Origin of the sequence: Sedimentibacter sp. (genome assembly GCF_032080165.1) — a bacterium.
Classification (GTDB): Bacteria; Bacillota; Clostridia; order Tissierellales; family Sedimentibacteraceae; genus Sedimentibacter.
Genome location: NZ_DAMASY010000003.1, coordinates 133,716 through 159,182, shown reverse-complemented (window position 1 = coordinate 159,182; position 25,467 = coordinate 133,716). Strand labels below are relative to the sequence as shown.

Annotated in this window: 24 protein-coding genes, 1 other RNA gene and 1 riboswitch; of the genes, 6 read left to right on the top strand and 19 right to left on the bottom strand. The window is 33.5% G+C overall.

Annotated features, from left to right (window positions below):
- Nucleotides 1-73: 73 nt before the first annotated feature.
- The 5 genes from lpdA to gcvT all read right to left on the bottom strand — a co-directional run bounded on the left by lpdA (nucleotide 74) and on the right by gcvT (nucleotide 5,894).
- Nucleotides 74-1,471 (bottom strand): dihydrolipoyl dehydrogenase, encoded by a 1,398-nt coding sequence (gene lpdA, locus RT412_RS05475; RefSeq protein ID WP_313342336.1) that lies wholly within the window; start codon nucleotides 1,469-1,471, stop codon nucleotides 74-76.
- Between the two features lie 7 nt (nucleotides 1,472-1,478).
- Nucleotides 1,479-2,924 carry an aminomethyl-transferring glycine dehydrogenase subunit GcvPB gene (gene gcvPB / locus RT412_RS05470; protein ID WP_313342339.1) on the bottom strand — a complete coding sequence of 482 codons (1,446 nt, stop codon included), beginning with the start codon at nucleotides 2,922-2,924 and terminating at the stop codon, nucleotides 1,479-1,481.
- 1 nt (nucleotide 2,925) lies between these two features.
- Nucleotides 2,926-4,263: an aminomethyl-transferring glycine dehydrogenase subunit GcvPA gene (gene gcvPA / locus RT412_RS05465; protein WP_313342341.1), complete on the bottom strand. Its 1,338-nt coding sequence runs from the start codon at nucleotides 4,261-4,263 to the stop codon at nucleotides 2,926-2,928.
- 11 nt (nucleotides 4,264-4,274) lie between these two features.
- A complete protein-coding gene (gcvH, locus tag RT412_RS05460) occupies nucleotides 4,275-4,649 on the bottom strand; it encodes a glycine cleavage system protein GcvH (RefSeq protein ID WP_313342343.1) in 375 nt (124 codons plus the stop codon).
- A gap of 150 nt (nucleotides 4,650-4,799) precedes the next feature.
- The gene (gcvT, locus tag RT412_RS05455; RefSeq protein ID WP_313342346.1) at nucleotides 4,800-5,894 is read right to left on the bottom strand and encodes a glycine cleavage system aminomethyltransferase GcvT; all 1,095 of its coding nucleotides are present in this window, start codon (nucleotides 5,892-5,894) and stop codon (nucleotides 4,800-4,802) included.
- A gap of 102 nt (nucleotides 5,895-5,996) precedes the next feature.
- Nucleotides 5,997-6,094: riboswitch (glycine riboswitch) on the bottom strand.
- A 248-nt stretch (nucleotides 6,095-6,342) separates the two neighbouring features.
- Here gcvT and RT412_RS05450 point away from each other — a divergent pair.
- On the top strand, nucleotides 6,343-6,828 hold the full coding sequence (locus RT412_RS05450) for a flavodoxin domain-containing protein (RefSeq protein WP_313342349.1): 486 nt from the start codon (nucleotides 6,343-6,345) through the stop codon (nucleotides 6,826-6,828).
- A 74-nt stretch (nucleotides 6,829-6,902) separates the two neighbouring features.
- Here RT412_RS05450 and RT412_RS05445 read toward each other — a convergent pair whose 3' ends face one another.
- From RT412_RS05445 to RT412_RS05430, 4 genes are all read right to left on the bottom strand, one after another.
- A complete protein-coding gene (locus RT412_RS05445) occupies nucleotides 6,903-7,178 on the bottom strand; it encodes a hypothetical protein (protein ID WP_313342352.1) in 276 nt (91 codons plus the stop codon).
- A gap of 222 nt (nucleotides 7,179-7,400) precedes the next feature.
- Nucleotides 7,401-8,114: a TrmH family RNA methyltransferase gene (locus RT412_RS05440; RefSeq protein ID WP_313342354.1), complete on the bottom strand. Its 714-nt coding sequence runs from the start codon at nucleotides 8,112-8,114 to the stop codon at nucleotides 7,401-7,403.
- 9 nt (nucleotides 8,115-8,123) lie between these two features.
- Nucleotides 8,124-9,062: an AEC family transporter gene (locus RT412_RS05435; protein WP_313342359.1), complete on the bottom strand. Its 939-nt coding sequence runs from the start codon at nucleotides 9,060-9,062 to the stop codon at nucleotides 8,124-8,126.
- Nucleotides 9,063-9,081: 19 nt separating this feature from the next.
- Nucleotides 9,082-10,113 (bottom strand): M42 family metallopeptidase, encoded by a 1,032-nt coding sequence (locus RT412_RS05430; protein ID WP_313342362.1) that lies wholly within the window; start codon nucleotides 10,111-10,113, stop codon nucleotides 9,082-9,084.
- A gap of 134 nt (nucleotides 10,114-10,247) precedes the next feature.
- Here RT412_RS05430 and RT412_RS05425 point away from each other — a divergent pair, with 134 nt between their 5' ends.
- Nucleotides 10,248-12,227 carry a S9 family peptidase gene (locus RT412_RS05425; protein ID WP_313342364.1) on the top strand — a complete coding sequence of 660 codons (1,980 nt, stop codon included), beginning with the start codon at nucleotides 10,248-10,250 and terminating at the stop codon, nucleotides 12,225-12,227.
- Nucleotides 12,228-12,314: 87 nt separating this feature from the next.
- Nucleotides 12,315-13,454 (top strand): alanine--glyoxylate aminotransferase family protein, encoded by a 1,140-nt coding sequence (locus tag RT412_RS05420; RefSeq protein WP_313342367.1) that lies wholly within the window; start codon nucleotides 12,315-12,317, stop codon nucleotides 13,452-13,454.
- 131 nt (nucleotides 13,455-13,585) lie between these two features.
- Here the strand turns inward: RT412_RS05420 and RT412_RS05415 are convergent, their stop codons facing one another.
- A complete protein-coding gene (locus RT412_RS05415; RefSeq protein WP_313342370.1) occupies nucleotides 13,586-13,798 on the bottom strand; it encodes a hypothetical protein in 213 nt (70 codons plus the stop codon).
- A gap of 60 nt (nucleotides 13,799-13,858) precedes the next feature.
- Nucleotides 13,859-14,173: a hypothetical protein gene (locus RT412_RS05410; protein ID WP_313342373.1), complete on the bottom strand. Its 315-nt coding sequence runs from the start codon at nucleotides 14,171-14,173 to the stop codon at nucleotides 13,859-13,861.
- Between the two features lie 174 nt (nucleotides 14,174-14,347).
- On the opposite strand from RT412_RS05410, the gene RT412_RS05405 reads away from it, so the two are divergent.
- Entirely contained in the window at nucleotides 14,348-15,682 is a 1,335-nt protein-coding gene (locus tag RT412_RS05405) for a GerMN domain-containing protein (RefSeq protein ID WP_313342376.1), read from the top strand.
- Between the two features lie 119 nt (nucleotides 15,683-15,801).
- Here the strand turns inward: RT412_RS05405 and RT412_RS05400 are convergent, their stop codons facing one another.
- From RT412_RS05400 to RT412_RS05375, 6 genes are all read right to left on the bottom strand, one after another.
- Nucleotides 15,802-16,317 carry an ECF transporter S component gene (locus RT412_RS05400; RefSeq protein WP_313342379.1) on the bottom strand — a complete coding sequence of 172 codons (516 nt, stop codon included), beginning with the start codon at nucleotides 16,315-16,317 and terminating at the stop codon, nucleotides 15,802-15,804.
- Nucleotides 16,318-16,433: 116 nt separating this feature from the next.
- Nucleotides 16,434-16,532: signal recognition particle sRNA small type (gene ffs, locus RT412_RS05395), an RNA gene on the bottom strand.
- A 56-nt stretch (nucleotides 16,533-16,588) separates the two neighbouring features.
- Nucleotides 16,589-18,415: an ABC transporter ATP-binding protein gene (locus RT412_RS05390; protein ID WP_313342381.1), complete on the bottom strand. Its 1,827-nt coding sequence runs from the start codon at nucleotides 18,413-18,415 to the stop codon at nucleotides 16,589-16,591.
- Entirely contained in the window at nucleotides 18,416-20,233 is a 1,818-nt protein-coding gene (locus RT412_RS05385; RefSeq protein WP_313342383.1) for an ABC transporter ATP-binding protein, read from the bottom strand.
- Nucleotides 20,234-20,457: 224 nt separating this feature from the next.
- A complete protein-coding gene (locus RT412_RS05380) occupies nucleotides 20,458-21,546 on the bottom strand; it encodes a hypothetical protein (RefSeq protein WP_313370174.1) in 1,089 nt (362 codons plus the stop codon).
- Between the two features lie 207 nt (nucleotides 21,547-21,753).
- The gene (locus tag RT412_RS05375; protein WP_313342388.1) at nucleotides 21,754-22,500 is read right to left on the bottom strand and encodes an IclR family transcriptional regulator; all 747 of its coding nucleotides are present in this window, start codon (nucleotides 22,498-22,500) and stop codon (nucleotides 21,754-21,756) included.
- A 300-nt stretch (nucleotides 22,501-22,800) separates the two neighbouring features.
- Between RT412_RS05375 and RT412_RS05370 the strand changes: the two genes are divergently transcribed.
- Nucleotides 22,801-23,370, top strand: a complete 570-nt coding sequence (locus RT412_RS05370; RefSeq protein WP_313342391.1) for a hydrolase — start codon at nucleotides 22,801-22,803, stop codon at nucleotides 23,368-23,370.
- Nucleotides 23,371-23,400: 30 nt separating this feature from the next.
- Here the strand turns inward: RT412_RS05370 and RT412_RS05365 are convergent, their stop codons facing one another.
- Nucleotides 23,401-24,435, bottom strand: coding sequence for an acyltransferase (locus tag RT412_RS05365; protein ID WP_313342394.1), 1,035 nt, complete (start codon nucleotides 24,433-24,435; stop codon nucleotides 23,401-23,403).
- A gap of 159 nt (nucleotides 24,436-24,594) precedes the next feature.
- On the opposite strand from RT412_RS05365, the gene RT412_RS05360 reads away from it, so the two are divergent.
- Entirely contained in the window at nucleotides 24,595-24,969 is a 375-nt protein-coding gene (locus tag RT412_RS05360) for a metal-dependent transcriptional regulator (RefSeq protein ID WP_313342397.1), read from the top strand.
- Nucleotides 24,970-25,033: 64 nt separating this feature from the next.
- Here RT412_RS05360 and RT412_RS05355 read toward each other — a convergent pair whose 3' ends face one another.
- On the bottom strand, nucleotides 25,034-25,459 hold the full coding sequence (locus RT412_RS05355) for a flavodoxin (RefSeq protein WP_313342399.1): 426 nt from the start codon (nucleotides 25,457-25,459) through the stop codon (nucleotides 25,034-25,036).
- Nucleotides 25,460-25,467 lie beyond the last annotated feature (8 nt).

The following is a 25,467-nucleotide window of genomic DNA, read 5'->3' as shown; positions in this document are numbered from 1 at the left end:
ATTTGTGTCAAATAAAAAAATCAAAGCAGACGATTGTCTGCTTTAATTAACATAAATTAACTTTATGTTGATATTATTTCTTTTTGGGCATTGAATGTATAGCCTCTCCAATGCAAGCACATACAGCCTCATAAAACACTTCTGATAGTGTAGGATGTGCAAATACAGATTCTTTTATATTTTCGATTGTAAGCTGGTTTCGTATAGCCATAGAGCCATCGTGAATAATATCGCTGGCATGGGGTCCCATTATATGGACGCCGATTATTTTATGGCTTTCCTTGTCAGCCAGTACCTTTACGAATCCTTCTCCTTCACCCATTGTAAGAGCTTTACCATTTGCCCCAAACATTGACTTGCCTACAAGATACTCGATATTATTTGCTTTTGCTTCATCTTCCGTCATGCCGGATGTAGCAACTTCAGGGAATGTAAATATGCATGACGGAACTGCATTATAATTTACATCTGCATTGTAACCGCATAGTTTTTCAACACATACCTTACCTTCTTCAGATGATATATGAGCAAGCATGGTTCCGCCTATTACGTCACCTATAGCATAAACTCCTTCTGCTGATGTTTTATAATTTCCGTCAACTTTAATACCTTTTTTATCATATTCGATACCTGCTGCTTCTAAGTTTAAACCATCGGTATTAGGTTTTCTGCCTGCTGCAGATAGAAGATAGTCACATTTTAATTCTGTCTTTTCTTTTTCGTTTTCTGCTATGACTATTAAGCCGTCTTCACTTTGCTGAACCTCTTTTAAGCCGGTACCGGTCATAATTTTTATGCCTTGCTTTTTCAAATAAACTGTCAGTTTTTTCGAAAGCTCGTCATCTAATCTGAACAATATCTTAGGCATAAATTCAATAATGGTTACTTCTGAGCCAAATGAAGCGAAAATGCTGGCAAGCTCAACACCTACAACACCTCCGCCAAGCACCGTAAGACGCTTTGGGACTTCTTCGAAGTTTAATATTTCATCACTTGATATAACTCCGTTTAAATGAATTCCCGGAACAGGAACTAAAGATGTTGACGAACCGGTTGCAATAATTATGTTGTCCGCAGTTATTTCCTCTATGCCGGATTCGGTTGCAATTTGAATGACCCTGTTGCTTTTAAAGGATGCTTTTCCCTTTATAACCTCAATGTTATTGCCTTTTAACAGCTGGTCAACTCCTGTAACTAATTTGTTAACAACTTCATTTTTTCTTTTTTGAGCAGTTATCATATCAAAGGTAAATTCACCTAATGATACGCCGAATTCAATCATTTTTTTTAAGGAGTTGACTGTTTCTGCATTTTTATATAATGCTTTTGTAGGTATACATCCTCTGTTTAAGCATGTGCCTCCCACTCTGTCCTGTTCTATAAGTGTTACTGTCTTTCCTAACTGGGCTCCTCTGATAGCTGCTTCATAGCCGCCGGGACCTCCGCCGATAATTACTAAATCTCTGTTCATTTTTCACCTATTTTTTATAACGTGTTATTGGTTTTCTTGCAGCTGTTGCTTCATCCAGCCTTGAAACTATAGTTGTATGCGGTGCAGAAGAAACTAATTCAGGGTTGTTTTCTGCTTCATCCGCAATTTGTCTCATTGCTTCAATGAATTTATCCAACGTTTCTTTTGATTCGCATTCTGTCGGTTCGATCATCAATGCTTCAGAAACAATCAGAGGAAAATAAATTGTTGGAGGATGGTATCCGAAGTCTAACAATCTCTTAGCTATATCTAATGTGGATACACCTTTTTCCTTCTGCCAGATTCCTGAAAGTACACATTCATGCATGCATATTCTGTCTACCGGAAGATAATATTTATCTTTTAACCTGCTTGCAATGTAATTTGCATTTAAAACCGCATTTTGAGCAACTTCTCTTAATCCGTCAGGACCCATACTTAGTATATATGCATATGCTCTTACATATACCCCAAAGTTTCCATAGAAGGATTTTACCTTTCCTATTGAAAGCGGTCTGTTATAATCAAATGAATACTTGTCTTCTGATTTAACTACTACCGGAACAGGCAGGAAATCTGCCAAATGTTTTTTAACTCCCACAGGTCCGGAACCTGGTCCGCCTCCACCGTGAGGTGTACTGAATGTTTTATGAAGATTTAAGTGAACTACATCAAATCCCATGTCACCCGGTCTTGTAATACCAAGTATTGCGTTGGCATTAGCACCGTCATAATACATCAAACCACCTGCTTCATGTACTATTTTTGATATTTCTAAGATATTTTCATCAAACAAACCTAAAGTATTAGGATTTGTAAGCATAAAACCTGCAACTTCATCGCTCATTACCGCTTTCAGGCTTTCAATATCCACTAAACCTCTGTCATCGGATTTTATTTCTACCACATCAAAGCCTGCAACTGCTGCTGAAGCAGGATTTGTACCGTGAGCCGAATCAGGTACTACAATTATATTTCTTTTAAAATCACCTTTATTTCTATGATATTCCTTCATAATCATAAGCCCTGACAATTCACCGTGAGCTCCGGCTGCAGGTTGAAGGGAGATATCATCCATGCCTGTGATTTCTGAAAGCATCTTATTTAAATCATAAATTAATTCCAATGCGCCTTGGACTGTTTCTTCAGATTGATACGGGTGAATCTTTGCAAAACCGTCAAATCTTGCAACGGCCTCGTTCATCTTTGGATTATACTTCATGGTACAGCTTCCTAAAGGATAAAATCCTGAATCAACTCCGTGATTTCTTTGGGATAACTGGGTAAAATGTCGAACTGCATCTAATTCACTGACTTCCGGAAGCTCCGGTGCTTTTGTTCTTAAATATTTACTGTCTATTCCTTCGCAAACAGGTACGTCACATTCAGGCAGTGAATATGCATTACGGCCTGCTTTACTTATTTCAAATATTAAAGGTTGATGTTTAAGCATATTATTCTACCGCCTTTCTTACTAAATCATCTATTTCTGTTTTAGTACGTTTTTCTGTAACTGCAACCATCCAGCCGTCTTTTAATTCAGGATACTGCAATTCTACTTCATAACCGCCTATAATATTCTTTTGCAGCAGCTTATTATTAAGCTCGTTTACTTGTTCGCCGCTCTTTATCACAAATTCTTTGAAGAAAGGAGCAGTAAATACAGGAGTGAATTTTCCTGTCTTAATTAATTCATCATAAGCGTAATGAGATTTGTTATAGCATAATTCAGCAACCTTTTTAAGACCTTCTTTTCCCATTAAAGTCATATATATTGTAGCTGTCAATGCGTTTAATGCTTGGTTAGAGCATATATTAGAAGTTGCTTTTTCCCTTCTAATATGCTGTTCTCTGGTTTGCAATGTTAATACAAATCCTCTGTTTCCTTCCTTGTCAATCGTTTCTCCTACGATTCTTCCGGGTATTTTACGCATTAATTTTTCGGTAACTGCCATATACCCTAAGGACGGACCTCCAAAGCTCATTGGATTACCTAATGGCTGACCATCTCCAACTGCTATGTCAACACCTGACTCTTCAGGGCTTTTCAGAAGTGCAAGAGAGATAGGGTCTGCATTTAAAATAATTAAGCTTTTATTTTCATGAGTCATATCCGCTATTGCTTTTATATCCTCTATAACTCCAAAAAAGTTCGGGCTTTGAATTATAACAGCTGCGATATTATTATTTAATTTATTTTTTAAATCTTCTATATCTACTTGTCCGTTCTGATAGCTTAGTTCAGTTACAGTCATGTTTCTGAATTTAGCATACGTGTTTAAAACTTGTCTATTTTCAGGATGTACACTTTTTGCAACTAAAATTTCAGTTCTTTTAGTTGATTCACATGCCATAATTGCTGCTTCTGTCATAGAAGTAGCACCATCATACATGGATGCATTAACAACAGGAAGTCCTGTAAGTTCACTTATCATTGTCTGATATTCAAATATAACCTGCAACGTACCCTGACTTATTTCCGGCTGATACGGTGTGTATGCGGTGAAAAATTCTTGTCTTAATAAAAGTTGATCTATAACTGCCGGAATATAGTGTTCATATGAACCTGCTCCTAAAAAACAAGTATAATTATCAACGTTTAAATTCTTGTTAGACAATGTTTTTAAATTTTTCATAAGCTCAATTTCGGATTGAGCCCTTGGTATATTTAAATCGCTTTTTAAAAGTACTGATTCCGGAACTGCATCAAATAAAGCATCTATGCTTGAAAGACCTATTTCTTTAAGCATTTGATCTCTGTCTTCGTTAGTATTTCCAATATACCTTGCCATTGGCTCCTCCTTTAATGATACATATTTTCATATTCTTCTGCAGAAAGCAAATTATTTACTTCAGATGGATCTGACATATCAACAGCTATAAGCCATGCATCATATGCTGATTCATTTATGAGACCCGGATTATCTGCAAGTTCTTCATTAGTTTCTACAATAGTTCCGCCTATAGGAGAATATACATCTGATGCAGCCTTTACTGACTCTAAAACTATACATTGGTCTCCTGCTTCCACTACAGTTCCTGTTTCAGGAAGTTCAACATAAACTACTTCTCCTAAATGATCCTGTGCATAATCTGTTATCCCGATATAAGCCTTATTACCGTCTACTTTTACCCATTCATGTGATTCTGCATACTTTAATTCATTTAATACTTTCATTACAATCCTCCTGTTATTTACAATTGTACAACATTGATGAACAATTGCTTTATATTTTTATTTACTAATATAAATATCCAATTATATTTTTTTAATTCTACTTTTTTTGCTGATTGTTCCGTAATATCATGGTTCAATATTTATTAACCGTTATTTTTTATACTTCTTTGCATAAAATGGTTTTTTTATTACGACCGCTTTTAAATTTTTATTTCTTACGGCAATTTCTATTTCTGTTCCTTCTTTTGCATAAGCAGTTTCTATTAAAGCAAGACCAATATTTTTCTTCAATGTCGGTGAGAAGCTTCCTGTAGTTACATGACCGATTTTGTTTCCGTCAGCATATACGTCATAGTGACTTCTTGGTATACCTCTGTCTACCATTTCAAAACCGATTAATTTTCTTTTTAAGCCGGCAGCTTTTTGTTCTTCTAAGCTTTCCCTGCCGATAAAATCATCCTTTGCTAACTTAACAAAAAATCCCAACCCAGCTTCTAACGGCGTAATATCTTTATCAATTTCATGTCCGTATAAAGGAAGACACGCTTCAAATCTAAGGGTATCTCTTGCACCTAATCCGACCGGAACCAATCCCTCCTCTTTACCTGTTTCAAGAAGTAAATTCCACATCTTAGGTCCGTCTTCTGAAGCAAAGTATAATTCAAATCCATCTTCTCCTGTATAACCGGTACGTGAAACTAAAGTTTTTATGCCTCCAACATCAACATTGTCAAGGAAGTGATAAAATTCTATTTTGTTTAAATCTTCTGTAACTAATTTTTGCAATATATCTTGAGCATTGGGTCCTTGTAAAGCAAGCTGCGCATATTTTTCCGATACGTTTTCAATAGTTACATTACCAAATTCATTTTTCTTGAACCATTCATAGTCCTTATCTGTGTTTGAAGCATTCACAACCAATAAATACTCTTCATTGTTATGTTTGTAGACTAATAAATCGTCAACCACTCCTCCGTCAGGATAACACATTGTTGTATATGCAATTTGGCTGTCTGTCAAAACCGTGATATCGTTTGTCACAATCGTTTGAATATATTTTTCTGCATCTTGTCCATTTACGGTTATTTCTCCCATGTGGGAAACATCAAACAATCCGGCTTTGGTTCTTACAGCTTCATGTTCTGCAAGTATGCCCGTATACTCTACAGGCAAAACCCAGCCTCCAAAATCAATTATCTTTCCTTTCAATTCTAAATGATTCTCATACAATGGTGTCTGTTTCATATAATCACCTCTCTATATATTTTTTTATGATACTTGTAAAAAAACAGAGATAATAACTCATGTCATTACCTCTGTCTTCACACAATTTGTTATTCAGAGTATTGTCCAAGCTTGGTCCTTTTGCCTGAAAGTTTCGTTACACTTGACCGGTGTAATTTGCTTCTTCGGCGTCCATATAGGATCTCTCGCAAACTTTTCATACAATATTATAATTATTAATTTTATGTAAGCCAACTTAAATAGAACAAAGTTGATAACAATATTATAAAACTAACATTCTCAGGTTGTCAATAGTTTTTCGATCGTCAAAAAATCTACTTTCAAAATGTATATATCTCGCATCACAATGATAATATATTAACAATACTTCAACTTGACAACCTTGCGATATAATATTATGATATATGTATTTCTTAATATAAAAATTATAATAAATCACGGAGCCAATATGAAAATACTGATTGCTTATGCCGGAAATAACAATACTACACAAGACTGTGCCAATATTCTTAAAAGCAACCTTCCCAATGCGCATGTTATAAATTTAGCTAAACAACAACCTGATATTTCTGATTATGATACAATAATTATCGGAAGTTGTATAAGATTTAACGAAATCCATAATTCAACAAGAAATTTCATAAGAGATAATATAGATTTACTTATGAAAAAAAATACTGCAATATATCTGTGCTGCGGTTTTCCCGAAAAAACAAATCAGTACTTACTTCATAATTTCCCAAAAAAGTTATTAAACAAATCATTCTCAATCCAATGCTTCGGAGGGAATTTAAAAGTTAAGCCATATAAAATTCTTGATTTATTGATTATGAAGATTGTACAAAAGAACTTCAAAACGAATGAAAAAAGCTCAACAAAAATAATTGAAGAAAATATTTTAGAAATGGTCAATGATGTTTCAAATTTAAATTAACCGACCGAATGTGATAGGTAAAGAATGGTCTTTTGAAATATTTCAAAAGACCTTCGTTTTTATTGATTATTAAATTATCTGTTTCTGTTGTTGTTATTATCGTTATTATTGTTGTTATTATTGAATCTGTTTTTGTTATCACGATTATCAAATCTGTTGTTATTGTCTCGATTGTCGAATTTGTTGTTATTGTCGCGATTATCAAATTTGTTGTTATTGTCACAATTCTCAAATCTGTTGTTATTGTTATTGTTGTTATTGTTGTTATTGTTGTTATTTCTGTTTTCCAGCCTGTTATTGCTGTTATTGTTATTGAATCTGTTGTCAAATCTGTTATTATTGTTATTCATTAGTTTCATCTGCTCCTTTAAATTTAGTTGACTGTCTAATTTGGCTTGGTCTTCCCAATTATTTAAAAATATATCATCCTTGCTTCTTGTAATGATCGATCACCTTCATTTGATTTAAATATTTTAGGATGTGATTGCAATCTGTTTCCTCAAATATATTATTTACAATAGAGAACTTATTATTTAGCCAATTTTTAGTTAAATATGAAACTAATTTACAATTTAGTCAAAAAAATGATATAGGGCAATTCCGGCTGCAATGGGAAGATTCAATGAATCTATACGATTAGTGTGTCTTATTAAAACACTTTTGCCGACAGATGAATAGGATGAGTCCAGACCCTTAGCTTCATTTCCAAAAATTAAAGAAAATAATTCGTTTTTATCATGCTTAACTTCTTTCAGAGAAATTGCTCCATCAAGCATAAATGTATATTTTTTGTGATTTTTAAACGAAGAATCATACATATTAAAATTGTCATAATATTTGAAATTTATTCTGAACAATGAACCCATGGACCCTCTGATAACCTTAGGGTCAAATATATCAACACCCGGGCTTATGATTGATAAATTACTTAATCCAAAACCGGTGAGCGTTCTGATAATTGTTCCCATATTACCCATGTTGCTTGGGTTAACCAATACAACATGAGATTCATCGGCATTTAATTCGCACTCATATTTTGAAAAAACTCCAACAACAAAGTTGTTTTCTTTATCACTTATTCGATTTATAATCTTATCATTTACTTCTGTCCTAATATTATATTTTTTACACAATTCAAAAATATCTGTATCTGAATCTGTTTTATATTTAGAACTTATTAAAACCTTTACTATTTTCTCAGATTTTGACTTAATTAATTCAATTGTAGGAAATATCCCAAATGTATAAGAATATTCAAAAGATTTTTTATATGATTTAATATCCATATTTTTCTCCTAAAATAGACCTGCCGATTTTAAAACAAATATAAACATAAATATGGTTATCGGACTAAATAATGTTGTTATAAATACTAATTGTCCTGCAAGCTCAGAATTACATTCGTATTGGAGAGCCATCGTATAGCTTGAAACAGATACGGATGGTGCAACCATGCTGAACAATGCTCCTAATTCAACACCCCTGAAACCGAACATAACTGCCGATATAATCACTATTGCAGGTACAATCAATAGTTTTCCTATGGTGACCTGGAAAAGCAATTTCATATTTTTACCTAAATTTTTTATTTCTATATCTCCGCCTAAAATCATCAACGCAATCGGTGTTGCAGTTGCAGCAACATCTGAAATTGTTTTTTCGGCAAACTGCGGAAGTTTAATATTTAATAAAGAAAAAATTATTCCCATACATGATCCGATTATTAAAGGGTTTTTAATTAAGGACACAACTGTTTTTTTATAATCACTTTTATCACAGGAATACCAATCCAATATAAAAACCGCAAAAAAATTATATAAGGGAATTATTATTGCAGTCAAAGTAGTAACTGTACCTAAACTTGACGGACCAAAAATATTGTTACTTAAGGGTACTCCGAATAAAACAAAATTCGATCTGTACAAGCCCTGAATTATTATGCTTCTATCCCTGTTTTCTTTAACTAATTTAGGTATTATTATGAACATTATTCCTACAATTACAATATTTATTAAGACAGCAAAGACTATTAATTTTATGTTTATTACTTCCGATATTTGACTTTTGTATATATTATTAAAAAGGAGTATTGGCAAAAGCACCTTAAAAGCAAAATCATTTGCTTTTTTTAAAAACTCCTTGTCCATTAATTTTACTTTTTTAAGAAAAGTACCCATAAGCATAAGAGAAAATATGGGTAAAACAACGTTAAAAGAGAATATTAAGTTTTCCACAGCGTTTCCTTTCTGATATTTACTCTGTCAGATAAGCATATATCAATTTTATTGTATTAATTATTCCATCAATATGAGTTCGTTCCATTCCATGAGAAGCATGGACCCCCGGTCCGATCAATGCTCCCTTTATATCGTTTCCGCCCTCTAAAGAAGCCGAAACATCCGAGCCATACATCGGATAAATATCTACAGCATAATTTAAATTATGTTTCTTAGAAAGGTCAATAAGCTTATTAGTAATATCATAATCATATGGTCCCGAGCTATCCTTTGCACATATAGAAACATCCTGTTCCGTACATGATAAGTCAAGACCTATACATCCCATATCAATTCCCACAAGTTCATCAATATCAGCAGGTATATTAGAACTGCCGTGACCAACCTCTTCATAAGATGAAATGATTATCTTAACCTTATGCTTTGGCTTACTGTTCATTCTGTTAAACAATTCCATAAGTGATAAAGCACATGCAGTACCTGCTTTATTATCTAAATATCTTGATTTTATATAACCGGAAGAGGTAACTGTAAACTTCGGCTCGAAGGATATAAAATCACCCACTCCGATTTCCAATTTGATTACATCTTCTTTATTTTTAACTACCTCATCTATTCTAACCATCATATTGTCTTCTGTTCTTTCCTTTGATTTAGCATCAGGATATACATGGATTGAAGGCGAGGTTGAAAGCATTGTTCCGGTATATGTTTGTCCTGCTCTTGTATGTATTTTACAGTACTCACCATCAAGCGTCGAATACATATTACCGCCTATAGATGTAATTTTTAAAGTTCCGTCAGAATTTACAGATCTGACCATTGCACCCAAAGTATCTACGTGGACAGGGATGCCGATGCAGTAGCTGTTATCTTCCCCTTCTATTTCAATTATTCTATTACCCTTTTTATTTGAAGCTATTTTATATCCATATTCATTAACAACCTTTTCTATATGAAACATTACGTCTTTCGTGTAACCCGTAGGGCTTGGTATATTAATTATTTCTTTTAACAGCTTAAGAGTAAATTCTTTGTTAGTCTCCATAATTTGTCTCTCCTCAACATATTCTTTAATGATTATACTACTTTATTGATGAATTACACAATACTTAATTGCATATATGTAAATCGGGATATATAATATTTATATATGAAAAAACAGCAAACGGAGGAATTTTTATGGAAAAAATAAAACTAAAGGATTTTTTAGATTTTAAGTTTTTATCAGGAATTGAACTTTCTCCTAATAAAAAGTATGCAGCTTTTACAGTTCATGCATGTGAGCACGATGAAAATAAGTATATATCGAACATATGGTTTTACGACTGTTTATCTGAAAAATACAGAAAACTTACGAATATGAGCAAAGAAAAATCATTTATATGGCTTAATAACGAAACAATATTATTCCCTTCATTAAGAGATGAAAAGCTTAAGAAAAAAATTGACGATGGTGAAAACTGGACTGTTTTTTATGCCATTAATATTCATGGCGGTGAAGCCTATGAATATATGAGAATACCTATGAATGTAAATGAATTCAAGCTTATTGCAGACGAAAAATTCTTGATAACCGCAGAGTATAACCATTATGGCATCAATCTTCATTCAATCAAAAGCGAAGATAAGGATGAAGCAATATCAATGATTAAAGAAAATAAGGATTATGAAGTTTTAGATGAAATACCGTTCTGGTCAAACGGTGAAGGTTTTACAAACAAGAAAAGAAGCAGATTATATTTATATGATAAAGGAACAAAGGATATAGTTCCTATATCCGATAAATTCGGAAATGTATCCTTAAGCAGTGTAAAAGACGGAAAAGCTTTATACACAGCGCTTAGTTTTACAAATAAAATGGAGCTTACTAATGAGTTGTATCTATATGATTTGTATTCCGAAAATGCAGCATGTCTCATTGAAGAAGGAGAAATGTATATTGAATATGCTGAGTTCTTAGGGGACGAAATAGTTTTTGCCGCTTCATCAATGGATAAGTATGGTATAAATCAAAATTTGAATTTTTATATAATGAAAAATGGTGAATCAGTCCTCCTTGCCGAACACGATTACGGTATGTTCAATTCGGTTGGATCTGACTGCCGTTACGGTGGAGGTGCAAGCCATAGAGTTTTAAATAATGAACTATACTTTATATCAACAGAAAATAAAAGTTCATTTATTAAAAAACTGTCACTGAACGGAAATATTGAGAAGATAACCTCCGACAACGGCTCTGTTGACTTCTTTGATGTTTTCAATGAGGGAATGTTGTTTATCGGATTAAGAGAAACAAGGCTTCAAGAAATTTATTTATATAACCAAGGTTTAGAAACGCAAAAAACTAAATTTAACGAGCATATTGCTGAAATTAAAAATGTAATAAAACCCGAACCGTTATCATTTGAAAATGATGGTATAACAATCGAAGGATGGGTTTTGGAGCCGGCTGATTTTGATGAAAATAAATGCTATCCGGGAATACTCGACATACACGGCGGTCCAAAGACAGTTTATGGAGAAATATATTATCATGAAATGCAGCTTTGGGCTAATGAGGGATACTTCGTATTTTTCTGCAATCCGCGAGGAAGTGACGGAAGAGGCAATGAATTTGCTGATATAAGAGGCAAGTACGGTACTATCGACTATGATGATTTAATGATGTTCACGGATACAGTGCTCAAAAAGTATCCTCAGATTGACCCCTGCAGAATAGGTGTAACCGGTGGTTCCTATGGCGGCTTCATGACAAACTGGATAATAGGTCACACTGACAGATTTAAATGTGCTGTATCACAAAGAAGTATTTCTAACTGGTTATCTAAGTTCGGAACTACTGACATCGGGTATTATTTCAATTTGGACCAAATTAAGTCAACTCCCTGGGGTAATCCGGAAAAAATGTGGTTCCATTCACCTTTAAAATATGCCGACAAAGCAGTGACACCTACATTATTCATACACTCAGAGGAAGACTACAGGTGCTGGCTTGCCGAAGGTCTTCAGATGTTCACAGCCCTGAAATATCACGGTGTAGATGCAAGATTATGCATGTTCAGAGGAGAAAATCATGAACTCAGCAGAAGCGGAAAACCAAAGCACAGAGTGAGAAGATTAGAAGAAATAACAAACTGGTTCGAGAAGCATTTGAAATGAAATTCACTTTATTGACACTGTAAAATTCAAGTAATATACTATTATTAAAGTTCAATATATAAATAATACTATAATAAGGAGTAATATATGAAAAATAATAAGTTAGTAATGATACCCGGTCCTACTCCAACAGTGAGATCAATTACAGATCAGATGGGAAGAGAAACAGCAGCTTTCGGAGACCCTGCTTTTGTAAAGGATTTTAAAGAATTAATTGTAGATTTGAAAACTTTACTAAAGGTTGACGGTGAATGCTTCGTTGTTGCCGGTTCAGGAACCTTGGCAATGGAAATGGCTGTTTCTAATGTGACAAAACGAGAAGACAACATATTAATTGTGTCAAACGGATTTTTCGGAGACAGATTTATCGATATCTGCGAAAGAAAAGGATTAAATGTTGATTTATTGCAGGCATCTTGGGGAGAAGTTATATCACCGCAAGAAATAGAAAACAAATTAAAAGAAAAACATTATGCTGCAATTACCGTAACGCATGTTGATACATCAACAGGCGCAGTTGCACCTATTCAAGAAATAGGAAAAATAATGAAAAATTATCCTGATACAATTTATATAGTGGATGGAGTTGCAGCAACGGCAGGCGAAAGAGAATATGTGGATGATTATGGCATAGATATATTATTTACCGGCTCACAAAAAGCATTTGGTGTAGCACCCGGACTTTTGATTTTATGGGCAGGTAAAAAGGCCTTGGAAAGAAGAAATTCATTGGGAACAATTCCTGAATACTACATAGATTTTGAAAAATGGATACCTATAATGAACGATCCGTCAAAATATTTTGCTACACCTGCCGTTAATATGATTTGGTCTTTAAAAGAATCGGTTCGTCTAATAAATGAAGAGGGCATAGAAACAAGATATGGCAGACATATAAAAGTGTCGGAAGCAATTAATAATGCTCTTGAAGCATTAGGATTTAAACTGCTTGCTAATGTAAAAAACAGGTGCTCAACTCTTTCAACCGTATTGTATCCCGAAGGAATCAACGATTTGGAATTCAGAGCAAAATTAGCAGAAGAAGGAGTTATGGTTGCCGGCGGCTTATCAGCTTATGCAGGAAAAATGTTCAGGTTAGGTCATATGGGAAATATCGATGAACACACAGTATACTCAACAATTGCGGCAATTGAAAGAACATTAATAAAATCAGGATACAAATACGAAAAAGGTATCGGATTAAAAACATTGCTGGAAAGTATGTAATAAACTGCATGCTCTATAAAAAAGCTTCCTGATTAATCAGGAAGCTTTTTATACTTACAGTATAAGCGACCGACACAAATCCGTAGATCTGGGTCGTCTGCTTATGGGCATCATAACTCAGTTATATTTAATTAGCAGTCACGTCCGCCTATTCCGCCTACTCTGTCACAGCAGCAAAATAATACTACTAATAGTAAGAAGAAGAATAACAAGCTGCTGTCATCACCAAATCCGCCAATTCCTCCTAATAATCCATCATCTCCGCAGAAGCAGAATAGAACTACTAATAGCAAGAAGAAGAATAATAAGTTATCCCCACTGTCTCCTAATATATTTCCAAACATATAGAACCTCCTAAAATTGATTTTTCTATATATTATTCACTACCCCTTTTAAGTGTTACTTCAATCCTCATCATTTAATGATTTTAAAAAAAATATTATTTGATCCATGAAACTGTTCTTATTATCAGGATTAAAGTAATCATAATTGTTGCAGCCGATTTTATCAATTTTCTTTGATGGTTCTTTACATCTATAATTGTCGAATTTGTACTTCATAAAATCAATATCTTTTAAAATACTTATAAGATATTGCCTTGTACGTTCATCCATATATTTTTTATCGGATAATTTATTTAAAATATATACTAATTCAATAATATCATAAAATTTTTTATTTATTTTTGGTATTTCAGGTTCACAACCTCGTATGCCCATATTATCCACCCCACAAACCGCTTTTATATATTATATGATAAAATGGTTAAACTGATATTGATGTCCCGGGAATTGTGTTTTACAAATTTAGGAAAACGGTCTATAAAAAACTTTGTTTTTTTATTGTTATGTTATATAATAGACGTATTAAAAATAATAATGAGGTATTTTGTTATGAAAATATTCAACAATATTATTATACTTAGCTTAATAGGTTTGTTTTCTTCAACATATCTATTCAATCTCGCCCCTATCGATTACAGAGGAACAATAGAAATAGAAACTCCTGAAGAGATAAGTGATTTAACTTTAAGCACCGAAGAAGATAATTTATTAAATCCGGAATCAATAATAATAAAACACCAATCAGAAAATGAAGTGGTTACCAAAAGTGTTTCAAACAGTATTTTTACTGTCGATATATATAAAGAAAACAGCTTAATTAAAAATGGTGTTGAAAAACTTGAATTAGTATCACCTTCTGTTAACATGTCTATTATCGTAAATAAGGATAATCCAATAGTTACAGGTCTGGATATAAGTCAAAAAAATTTAGGTTTAGAGGATGGTACTTACAGCTTTGTATTCAATTCCAACCTTATTAGTAATCCGGATAACTCTTCAATTTCAATAAATGTAACTTATGATACAGAAGGCACATATTATCCGGCTAAAACGCAAGCACCGGTGGGTACAAAGGGCTTGACTCTTTATTTTGCAACAGAAAATTCAGATGCTTTAATACCCGTAACGCGTTTTGTGGTAGAGGATAAGTCCATTACAAGAATGGCTATCGAACAGCTTCAAAACGGTCCAATAAACAGCAAGATGCGTACTGTTATAAAAGATGTAACAAATACAACATACAACAACGGTAATGTAGTTATAGACATACCAAGCTCATATACGGCTTATAACGAAGGAAGTGCCGGCTCATCACTTGCTTATAATGCATTTGTAAAAACAATTTTTGATGTAGACAGATATTGGCCGATACACAGTGTTACCTTCACTGTTGACAGAAAAAAAGTAGATACGTATTTTCATGAACGTCCAAGTGAAGCAATAAACTCACTTCCAAATATCGAAAGAAATTATTTGCTTTACATCGCGTATAAAATAGACGGCAGGTATTACTTGTTTGATTATCAAATAGATACACAATCAGCGGGTATATATTCAAATGATACGATTGAAATTCAGGCACAAAAATTGTTTGATGTGTACAAGGATACTAAGCTTTCTTATGGAATCAGCCCGATACCGAAAAGTGTTGTTTTAAACGGTGTAACTAAGCAGGGTAATATACTTACACTGAATTTTAATGATAGCTTTTCGGGCGCATACAAAGATAATGAGGATTTAAAACAAATGATGATTGAATCTTTAGCTTATACTTTTACAACATTGCCTCATACAGACGGCATAGTAATAACCGTAAACGGTGAAGATAAAACCGGGGTTATTTATCCCCCGGAATTTATAAATCCTGAGATTGTAGAAAACTGATATAAGCAGATGACCCAAATTTTTAATTTGGTGTCAGTCGCTTATGCTGTAAGTGCAAAAAACTTGGGACTGAATTAAGATTAAAATCTTAATTCAGTCCCTTTTTTAATACATCAAGTTTAACACTCCAACATATTTTTTCCTATAGAAGTATGCTTAAATACTCCCGTAAACGCAAATGCTACTATTATGCCTGCTGCTGACTGTATGGTATTGCCCGGTATTTCGGCTAATGTTGAAATAAAGCTGCCAACCATTAACGAGCCCACTACGTAATAAGCAAAAATCTGCCACAAGCTTCCCATTGCAGAGCCAATAATCCTTTTATGCTTAATATTAGGTAATTTCTCTATCATTGTACCCATTATATATCCCATGACAAATTTTATTATAAACGTTGGCAGCGCATAAAAACTATATCCGCCGATAAGGTCAGCTAAGGAAGCGCCAATTGCACCGGCCCATGCACCATTTTTCTTACCTAAAAGTGTTACGGCAATAAATATAAAACCGTCACCTAAGTGTGTATATCCATTTGTAACAACGGATGGAACTTTGATTATAAAAGTTGCCACGCATATTAAAGCAGCAAACAAGGATGTATAGACCATATCTTTAATTACTTTATCATTCATATTTATCACCTCACATAATTTAGTAACACATAACTTTAATTATATTATATACAAATCTGTACTCCTTAAAAGATACAGTTTGATATTTTATGTAGATGACAGATAAAAAACAAAAAAATAACTCGGCACCCTCACGTCACACGAAATGATCCACTTATTGCTGCTTCCTTCCGGACCTGACACGTTCGCAGGATTTCGTTGCGCGAGACCGAGTTATTTAAAATCATAACATAAACAAATTTTTATGTCAATGTTAAAAATTTGAAGCCAATTACTTTAAAACCTCAAGAGTTTGTTCTTCTTCAAATTGTTTAGTATAAAGAGTATAATAATATCCCTTTGCTTTAATTAAGTTGTCATGAGTACCCTGCTCAACTATTTTCCCATCTTTAACAACCAAAATTATGTCTGCTTTTTTAATTGTTGACAATCTATGAGCAATTATAAAGGAAGTTCTTCCCTTTAGCAAATATGATATTCCTCTTTGTATTAAACTTTCAAGCTCTGTATCAATTGAGGATGTTGCTTCATCCAGTACAAATATTTTAGGGTCGGCCAAAATGGCTCTTGCTATGGATATCAGCTGCTTTTCTCCTGTCGAAAGCTTATCTCCGCCTTCTCCGACCTGACTTTCATATCCCTCTTCAAGCTTTTCTGCAATTTTATCAACAGAAACTATTTCTGCAGCTTTTACTACTTCCTCATCTGTTGCATCGAGATTACCATACTGTATGTTTTCTTTAATCGTTCCGGAAAACAAGTGTGGATTCTGTAAAACATAACCGATGTTTGAATGCAGCCATAGCTGAGACCTTTCCTTGTAGTTTACTCCATCAACTAATATTTCGCCCTCTGTCGGTTCAAAAAACCTGCATGCAAGATTAACCAAGGTGCTTTTTCCCGCTCCTGTTTCTCCTACTATTGCCACATTAGTTCCCGGCTTGATATGCAGGTTAAAATTTTTTAAAACCTCTTCATCGCCATCAGGATATTTAAAAGTAACATTTTTAAACTCTATTTCACCCTTTATATGCTCCCAGTTTTCCTTCTTAGGATTTATGTTATCTCCATATTTTTCAATAACCTCCGGACTGTCCTTTATTAAGGGTTCCATATCGAGAAGCTCTGTTACCCTCTCTATGTTTGCCTGAAGAGAAACAATCTCGGAATAGATCCTTGCTAAATTTTGTATTGGTTCAAAAATATTTATTGCATATGATAAAAAAGCAGATAAAGTACCTATTTGTATAATTTGGTTCATTGTAAGCTGCCCTCCTCTTGCTAAAACAATGGAGGATGTTACCGAGCCGAAGAAAACAATTATCGGAATGTATACGGCGTTTAATTTAGCCATTCTGACAGCTGTCGATTCCATCTCAAAGCTCACAGATTTAAATTCATCCAAATTTTTATGTTCAATAACCAAAGTTTTTGAAGTTCTTGCACCGGTTATTCCTTCATTGAAATTACCTGTCATCTTTGAATTAATCTTTCTTAACCTTCTGCCGGCAACAAGAAGCTTTTTCTGAAAATAAACCGTGACTATTGCCATAAACGGAATAACCGACATAACCACCATTGCAAGCTTGAAATTTAATGACATCATTGCAGCAAAGGCGCCGATTACATAAGCAAATGACCAAAACACATCAACTAATCCCCATGCAATCATTGTTCCTATTTTATTTGTATCGCTCATCGTCCTTGCCAATATATAGCCGACAGGTGTCTGATTGTAATAAGAAAGAGATAATTTTTGCAGATGTTCAAATATTTCCTCACGCAAATCTTTTCCTATATACATTTCTATTACAATAGCAACTCGAGCAAAAATATTAACCGATATCGTCATTAACAGTAATGCCAAAATATATATTAATATAAACCTACTTAATCCATCCGTTGTCTTAGGTATAATAAATGTATCAACCGCATATTTCTGGAACAGAGGCAATGATAAATCCATTGCTGCTGTAATAAGCATAAAGACAACTAAAACAATCATTTTATTTTTATAAGGTTTGAAAAATCTGCCTAACTTAAACCAAGGTTTAATATCAAGCGATTTATAGGCAGTATCATCTTCATAGTAATTCAATTAAATCACCGTCCCGTCAACATCGGCAATATTCATCTGAACATCATAAATATTTTTATAAATGCCGGCTCTGCTTATTAATTCTTCGTGAGTTCCAATATCAGCTGCTTTACCTTTATCCAACACTAAAATCATATCTGCCTGCATAAGTGTCGTAATGCGGTGTGAAATTAGAATTACAGATGAGTTTTTCTTGCCGCTTTTTAATGCAGTACGGATTTTAGCATCAGTTTCTGAATCAACCGCCGACAAAGAATCATCGAAAACCATTATAGGCGTGTTTTGCAATAGCATCCTTGCAATTGCAACACGCTGCTTCTGTCCTCCCGATAATGTTACTCCTCTTTCACCCACAATTGTATCATAACCGTTTGAAAAATTTTCTATTGCATCATCAACGTGTGCAATAGACGATACCTCTTTTATTTGATTTATATCTGCCTCAGAATTTACGATACCTATGTTTTCCTTAATGCTTTTTGAAAATAAAAATGGCTCCTGCAATACCATGCCTATATTTTTTCTTAGATATTCTCTTTTAATTTTTCTGATATCAACACCGCCAATAGTTATGGCGCCGCAGCCGTCAGGCAAATCATAAAGACGATTTAATAAATGCATCAAAGTAGATTTTCCTGAACCGGTACCGCCTAATATGGCAAAGGTACTTCCTGCTTCAATTTTAAAGCTTAAATCATTAAGTATTGCTGCATTACCCTCATACTTAAAGGTTACGTTTTTAAATTCTATATCCTTGTTCATATCAGGAGTTAATGAATCAGGACTATCTGTTTCTTCCTGCTCTCTTAATACTTCACATATTCTTGCCAATGAAACCTTTGTCTTGCTTAATTCACCGAGAATTCTTCCAAAGCTTCTTAGAGGCCATGCTATCATGGCAGTGTAAGAGGTAAATACCATAAATTCACCTAATGTTATAACTCCGTCAACAGCAAAAATTGAACCTGCAATAACTATGGTCATAATCAGACTTCCTGTTACAAAATCTCCTATACCCCAATAATATCCCAGTTGATAACCAAGCTTAACCCAGAGCTCTGAAAATTTATTATTTTTTTCTGAAAATTTATCGATTTCATATTTCTCTCTGCCAAAAGCCCTTACCACTCTGACACCTGTTAAATTTTCCTGTGTTACAGTAAAAAGCTCTCCCTCTGCTTCATCCGCAATTAAAAATTTCTTCGACAATATGCCATAAAATATAGCCGAATATAAAACTACAACCGGTATAAAAATTAAAACTATCAATGTCAGTTTAACATTCATAGAAAACATCAAAATCAAGGATATAATGACAAGCATAATTGTTCTGAACATTTCTGACAGCTGAGTGCTTATAAAATTTCTCACAACGTCAACATCTGAAGTTGATCTTTGTATAATATCCCCTGTTTGATTCTTAATGTGCCAGCTGTATGGCAATTTTTGAATATGATTATACAAATTATTTCTAATGTTTTTGATTATTCCCTCTGTACCTTTAGCGATTGTATATCTTCCGACAAAATCGCTTAATGAAGTAATTACTGCTAACAGTAAGATAATTACGGCGCTTATCCATAAATTCTGCCTGATACCTTCTCTGCCGCCAAGAATCTCAATAAAATACATAATTGTTTCATTAAAGGAGAAAGGAACATCGTCTATTACAGAGTCAACAGTAAACCTTATAATTTGCGGCATAGCAAAGCTTGCTGCAACCTTTATAACAGTTGCAGCAGCAGAAATTACAATTAAATATTGATACCCCTTTGATAAGGGCATAACTGCTTTTAAGTCAGAGATGTCTTTTTTCATTTACTTCCTCTATCTGCCCCGTTACCGCCATCAAGATAACAGGTACTCTAAAAACTTGTTGCTTAATAATAACTTATATGATTACATATGCCATTTTATTATAGAAATATGTGAGAGTCAATAAGCAAGATGCCCTAAATCTATGATTTGGTGTCAGTCACTTATGCTGTAAGCGCAAAAAAAGCTCCGATATTCACCGGAGCTCAGGCTGTTGAAAAAATGATTTATTTTGCTGTATTTAAAGCTTCTTCTAATATTAATTTGAAATCATCTATTCCAAATGTAACTGAAGATACTATATCAGCTTCTGTATTATGTCCTGTTTCATCAGTTTCAAAAGCTTTAACTTCTTCTACTGTTTTTCCAACTATATATTCAGCAAAAGCAGCTGCTTGTTCAAACCACTCTTTACCTATTTGAGATGCTTTTCTCATTCCGTATTCATCACCTAATTCATTCTTTGTTAATACAGGAGCTGTTAAATCAGAAGTGATTTTTCCTGTAGCATCAAAGTCTACATTAGCTTGAGAAGCATTTAATATACTGCTTGTAATTTTTCCGTCAGCATCAAAAGTTGTAACTGTGTATGTTGAATAAGCTTGTGCTAAACCAGCAGCCTCTGCAGTTGCATCCTTAGATTTTGCTATTGTAGTAACAACGCCTAAGCCTAATTTATCCTCTGCATTAGCTCCTAAGTCTTGAGCGTTAGCTATAGCTTGTTCAAGAGCATCTTTGTAACCGTCAATTTTCATAGTAACTGAAGATACTAAATCAGCATCTGTTGGCACGCCTGTGTCATCTGTTGGAATAGCTTTGATATCTTCAATAGTTTTTCCAACTACATAATCAGCAAGTGTGTTTGCTTGTTCGTACCATTCTTTGCCTATTGTAGAAGCTTTGCCCATTCCGTACTCTTCTTTAAGTTCTTGTTTAGACTTATAAGAAGTAGTTAAGTCAGAAGTAACTTTACCTTCTGCATTAAATTTAATAGCAGTTTGAGCTGTATCAATTGCTGCTTTAACTACTTTACCGTCATTATCAACAGTAACTGCAACTATAACTGAATCAGACTGAGCTGTTCCTTCTGCATCTGCAGTAGCATCTTTAGATTTTCCTAATGATGTGATTACTGCTAAACCAGTTTTAACCGCACCTTCTGCAGCTGGTTCTTCATTTGGTTCTTCATTTGGTTCTTCGTTTGGTTCTTCATTCGGTTCTTCTGCTGGTGCTGGTGCCGGTTGTTCTTGAGTACATCCAACAAAAGCAAATAATGCAATTGATAGAACCAATATTAACGCTAATAATTTTTTCATTTTCTTGTCTTCCTCCATGGGATTTAAAATATAGTTATATATAAACAGCTTTTAGCTGATTATAACGTGCGTGACAAGATACGATATTAACAAAACGTTATGTATCTGTCAATAACATTTTATAATTTTACATATTTTTACAATTAAACTGTTCAGCAATGCTGAATGATGTTCCAATATTAGTCATTTTTTAAAGGATATACTATGCTATCCTTTATAACCTATGCTATATGATATATTATTAGCAGCTTCCTTTACAATTATTATACTTTCTTTGATTTTTTCGTCTGTCATCCTGACTGTGGGCGCTGTGACGCTTAAGCTATATCTTACTAATCCTCTGTAATCAAAGATTGGTGCTGCTACACATATTATTCCTTTCATGGCTTCTTCATAATCTATGTAAAAACCTTGTTCTTTAATTATTGTTAATTTTTTAATTATTATATGCTTGTCTGATTCATTTATATCTGAAGGTAAATACTTGCCAACCACATCCTCACTCAAATAGCTTAATATTACTTTCCCGTCAGCAGTGGTATAAGCCGGAGACCTGACACCTATTTTAGTTGATGTCTTGATTGATCTGTTGCATTCTTTCTTTTCGATATAAACTATTTCACGTTCATCAAGCATAGCTATATGAACTGTTTCTTCAATTTTATCACAAATACTATCTATTAAAGGATATGCAACATTTCTGACATCCATGGAATTTACAACCATATCCCCATACTCTATAAAACGTGTGCCTAATCTATATTTTTGAGTTGATTCATCCTGACCTATAAAGCCGTGATATTTTAGGGTATTGAGTATTCCATGTACTGTACTTTTATTTAAATCAACCATATTTGCTATTTCGGAAAGCTTTAATTCGCGTTTATTTTTCGAAAAGCATTCGATTATAGCTACTAATCTGTCAATAGATTGAACCCTGCCTAAATTTTTCATCGCTAACCCTTCCATGAGATATTAACATATTGTTTGTAAAAAATCAATCACAATTGTAAAATTTCATAAAGAAAATTTTTACAATAAGCAATTTTTCCTATTTGTGCTATAATATCAACATAATGTAAAAATATCCGCCGATTTATTATGTATAAAAATGCATATGCATATTTTTATCAACTGATATAATTTTAACATTCTGATAAATAATTGTCAATTTAATAGTTGTTAAAAATATAGACATACTTTACCAAATGGGTTAAAATATATATAATAGCACACACGAAAGAAGGGATTTGAATGAATATTACTAAAGAAGAAGCATTGACTTTGTTAAAGGAGTATAACAAAGAAGAATTCCATTTAAAACATGCCGACACTGTCAATTTTGTAATGGAATATTTCGCTAAACAGTTAGGTTATGAAGATGAAGCGGAATTTTGGGGATTAGTAGGACTATTACACGATTTAGACTTTGAAATGTATCCTGAAGAGCACTGTGTAAAGGTTCAGGAAATACTTAAAGAAAAAGGTATTGATGAAAAAATGATTAATGCCATTGCCAGCCATGGATATGGTTTAACAAAAGCAACTCAAAAGCCGGAACACGAGATGGAAAAAGTTTTATTTGCCGTTGATGAATTAACAGGACTAATAGGCGCGGTTGCTTTGATGAGACCATCAAAAAGTGTTTCAGACTTGGAAGTTAAATCGCTTAAGAAAAAATTTAAAACTCCAAGCTTTGCTGCCGGATGTTCAAGAGAAGCAATTCAGCAGGGTGCTGATATGCTTGGGTGGGAATTAGACGATTTATTCCAGAAAACGATTCTTGCTATGAGAGAATACGAGAATTCAACAAATAAAAAATGAAAAAATCATCCTGATAATTCAGGATGATTCTTAATTCTCTGAAGCAACTGAAACTGTTGCTTTTTTCTTTTTCTTTAAATAGTTTTTAACTGCCGTAAAAGCTAAACAGCATATAATAGTTATAGGTATTACGGTTATAGAATAAATAATTAACCTTTTTGTTATAGATAAAATTCCGTTCATATCAGTATATCGAATTGCCAATGTTAACACCAACGGGTGCATGAGATAAATATAATACGAGCTTTGTCCAAACAATTTAATAAAGCTATAATATTTTTTAAAAACATCCTTCATTATAAGACCTAATATATAAACAAAAAATATTGATGTTAAAGAGAATATAAACCATACGTATATATATATATTCATATTCAAATAAGAAACTGCCGTATAGATTAAACCAATCACAACATATCCAATGATAAACAGCCATTTATTCTTAGTTAAAAATGAAGTAAATCTATTATATTCTAATGTCAAATATATACCAAGCATATAGAAGAATATATATTTCAAAAATAATCTGTCTGAATTTTCAAATCTAATATATTCGGCACATAGAGCAGTAAATATTGCTGCAACAATTAATATTGGTATTTTTTTATCAGAGTTTTTTATTAACTTATAAAATATTGGTCCGAAAATATACATTTGTGTAATTATTATAACAAAATATAAATGATAAGACATTTTTCCAAGTAAAACACTCTTTATAAACACATTGATATCAAAAGCATAATACCCAAGCTTAATATAAGCAGCATAATAAATAATACACCATACTATATATGCAACCAATACATTGGAAAGACGTTTCTTAATAAACTCAAAATATTTAAATTCCCTGTTTCTATAGCTATAGAAGCTTGTCACACCGCTGAGAAAAATAAAAATAGGAGTTGTAAATTTAAAACTTCTATTTACGATTAACGTTACTATGTGCGGGAAACTTCCATGTATATAACCCTCAACACCCGTAGCGGTTATATGAACTATCATTACAGCAAAACATGCTATGAATCTCATATAATCTAATTCATAAAGTTTTTCCCTTGTATTCATAATTTGCTCCCATATTAAATTTTACTTTGAATAGTGTATCACGAGGGGACGTTTTTTGCAAATGTAAATATTTCTTAAATACTTGGTTAGTTTGCTTTTTTAACGTATATATGATAAAATATAGTTAGTTATACTTAACTCATATGAGGAGATGATGATTTGAAAATTCAGGAATCGGCTGAAATGTACCTTGAAACCATCTTGGTTTTATCCAAGAAAAATCATCAGGTGCGTTCCATTGATATTGCAAATGAACTTGACTATGCAAAGCCCAGTGTCAGTGTTGCCATGAAGAACCTCCGTGAAAACGGCTATATAGAAATGGACAGCGATTTGTATATTACATTGACTGAAAAAGGGAGGGCAATTGCGGAGGCAATGTATGAAAGACATACTTTGCTTTCCGAATGGCTGATATTTTTAGGTGTTGATGAGAAGATTGCCACGCAAGATGCATGCAGAATCGAACATGTACTCAGTTCAGAAAGCTTTGAAGCTATTAAAAAACATGTTCATGGTCATAGCTCAAATTAAATTTAAATGATAGACAAAATAACAGAACCATCCGTATGGCTGGTTCTGTTATTTTGTCTCTTATCTATGAAACCAGTGCTTTCCCTAAAACAATACAAGCATTTTGTGCATCCTGATCAGGCGCTTCATTGCATATCACACTGTCACTTACAAGTACCGCTCCCAATGACCGGCAGCTTTCCTCCCAGTTCTTCATCCATTCGCCGTCTCCCCAGCCATAAGAACCAAAAAGTGCAATTTTCTTACCTTTTAGTCCCGGCCTGCATGCAGAAAACATAGGTTCAAATTCGCTTTCCTCCAGCACTTCATCACCCATTGACGGACAACCGAAAGCAACTGCATCATACTGATTCAAAGTATCAGGATCAAATTCAGCAGCAGAATATACCGTTACTTCAGCTCCTGCTCCTCTTATACCCTTAGCAACAAATTCTGACATCGATTCAGTATTGCCTGTGCCGCTCCAAAAAACGACTGCTATTTTACTCATAAACTTAT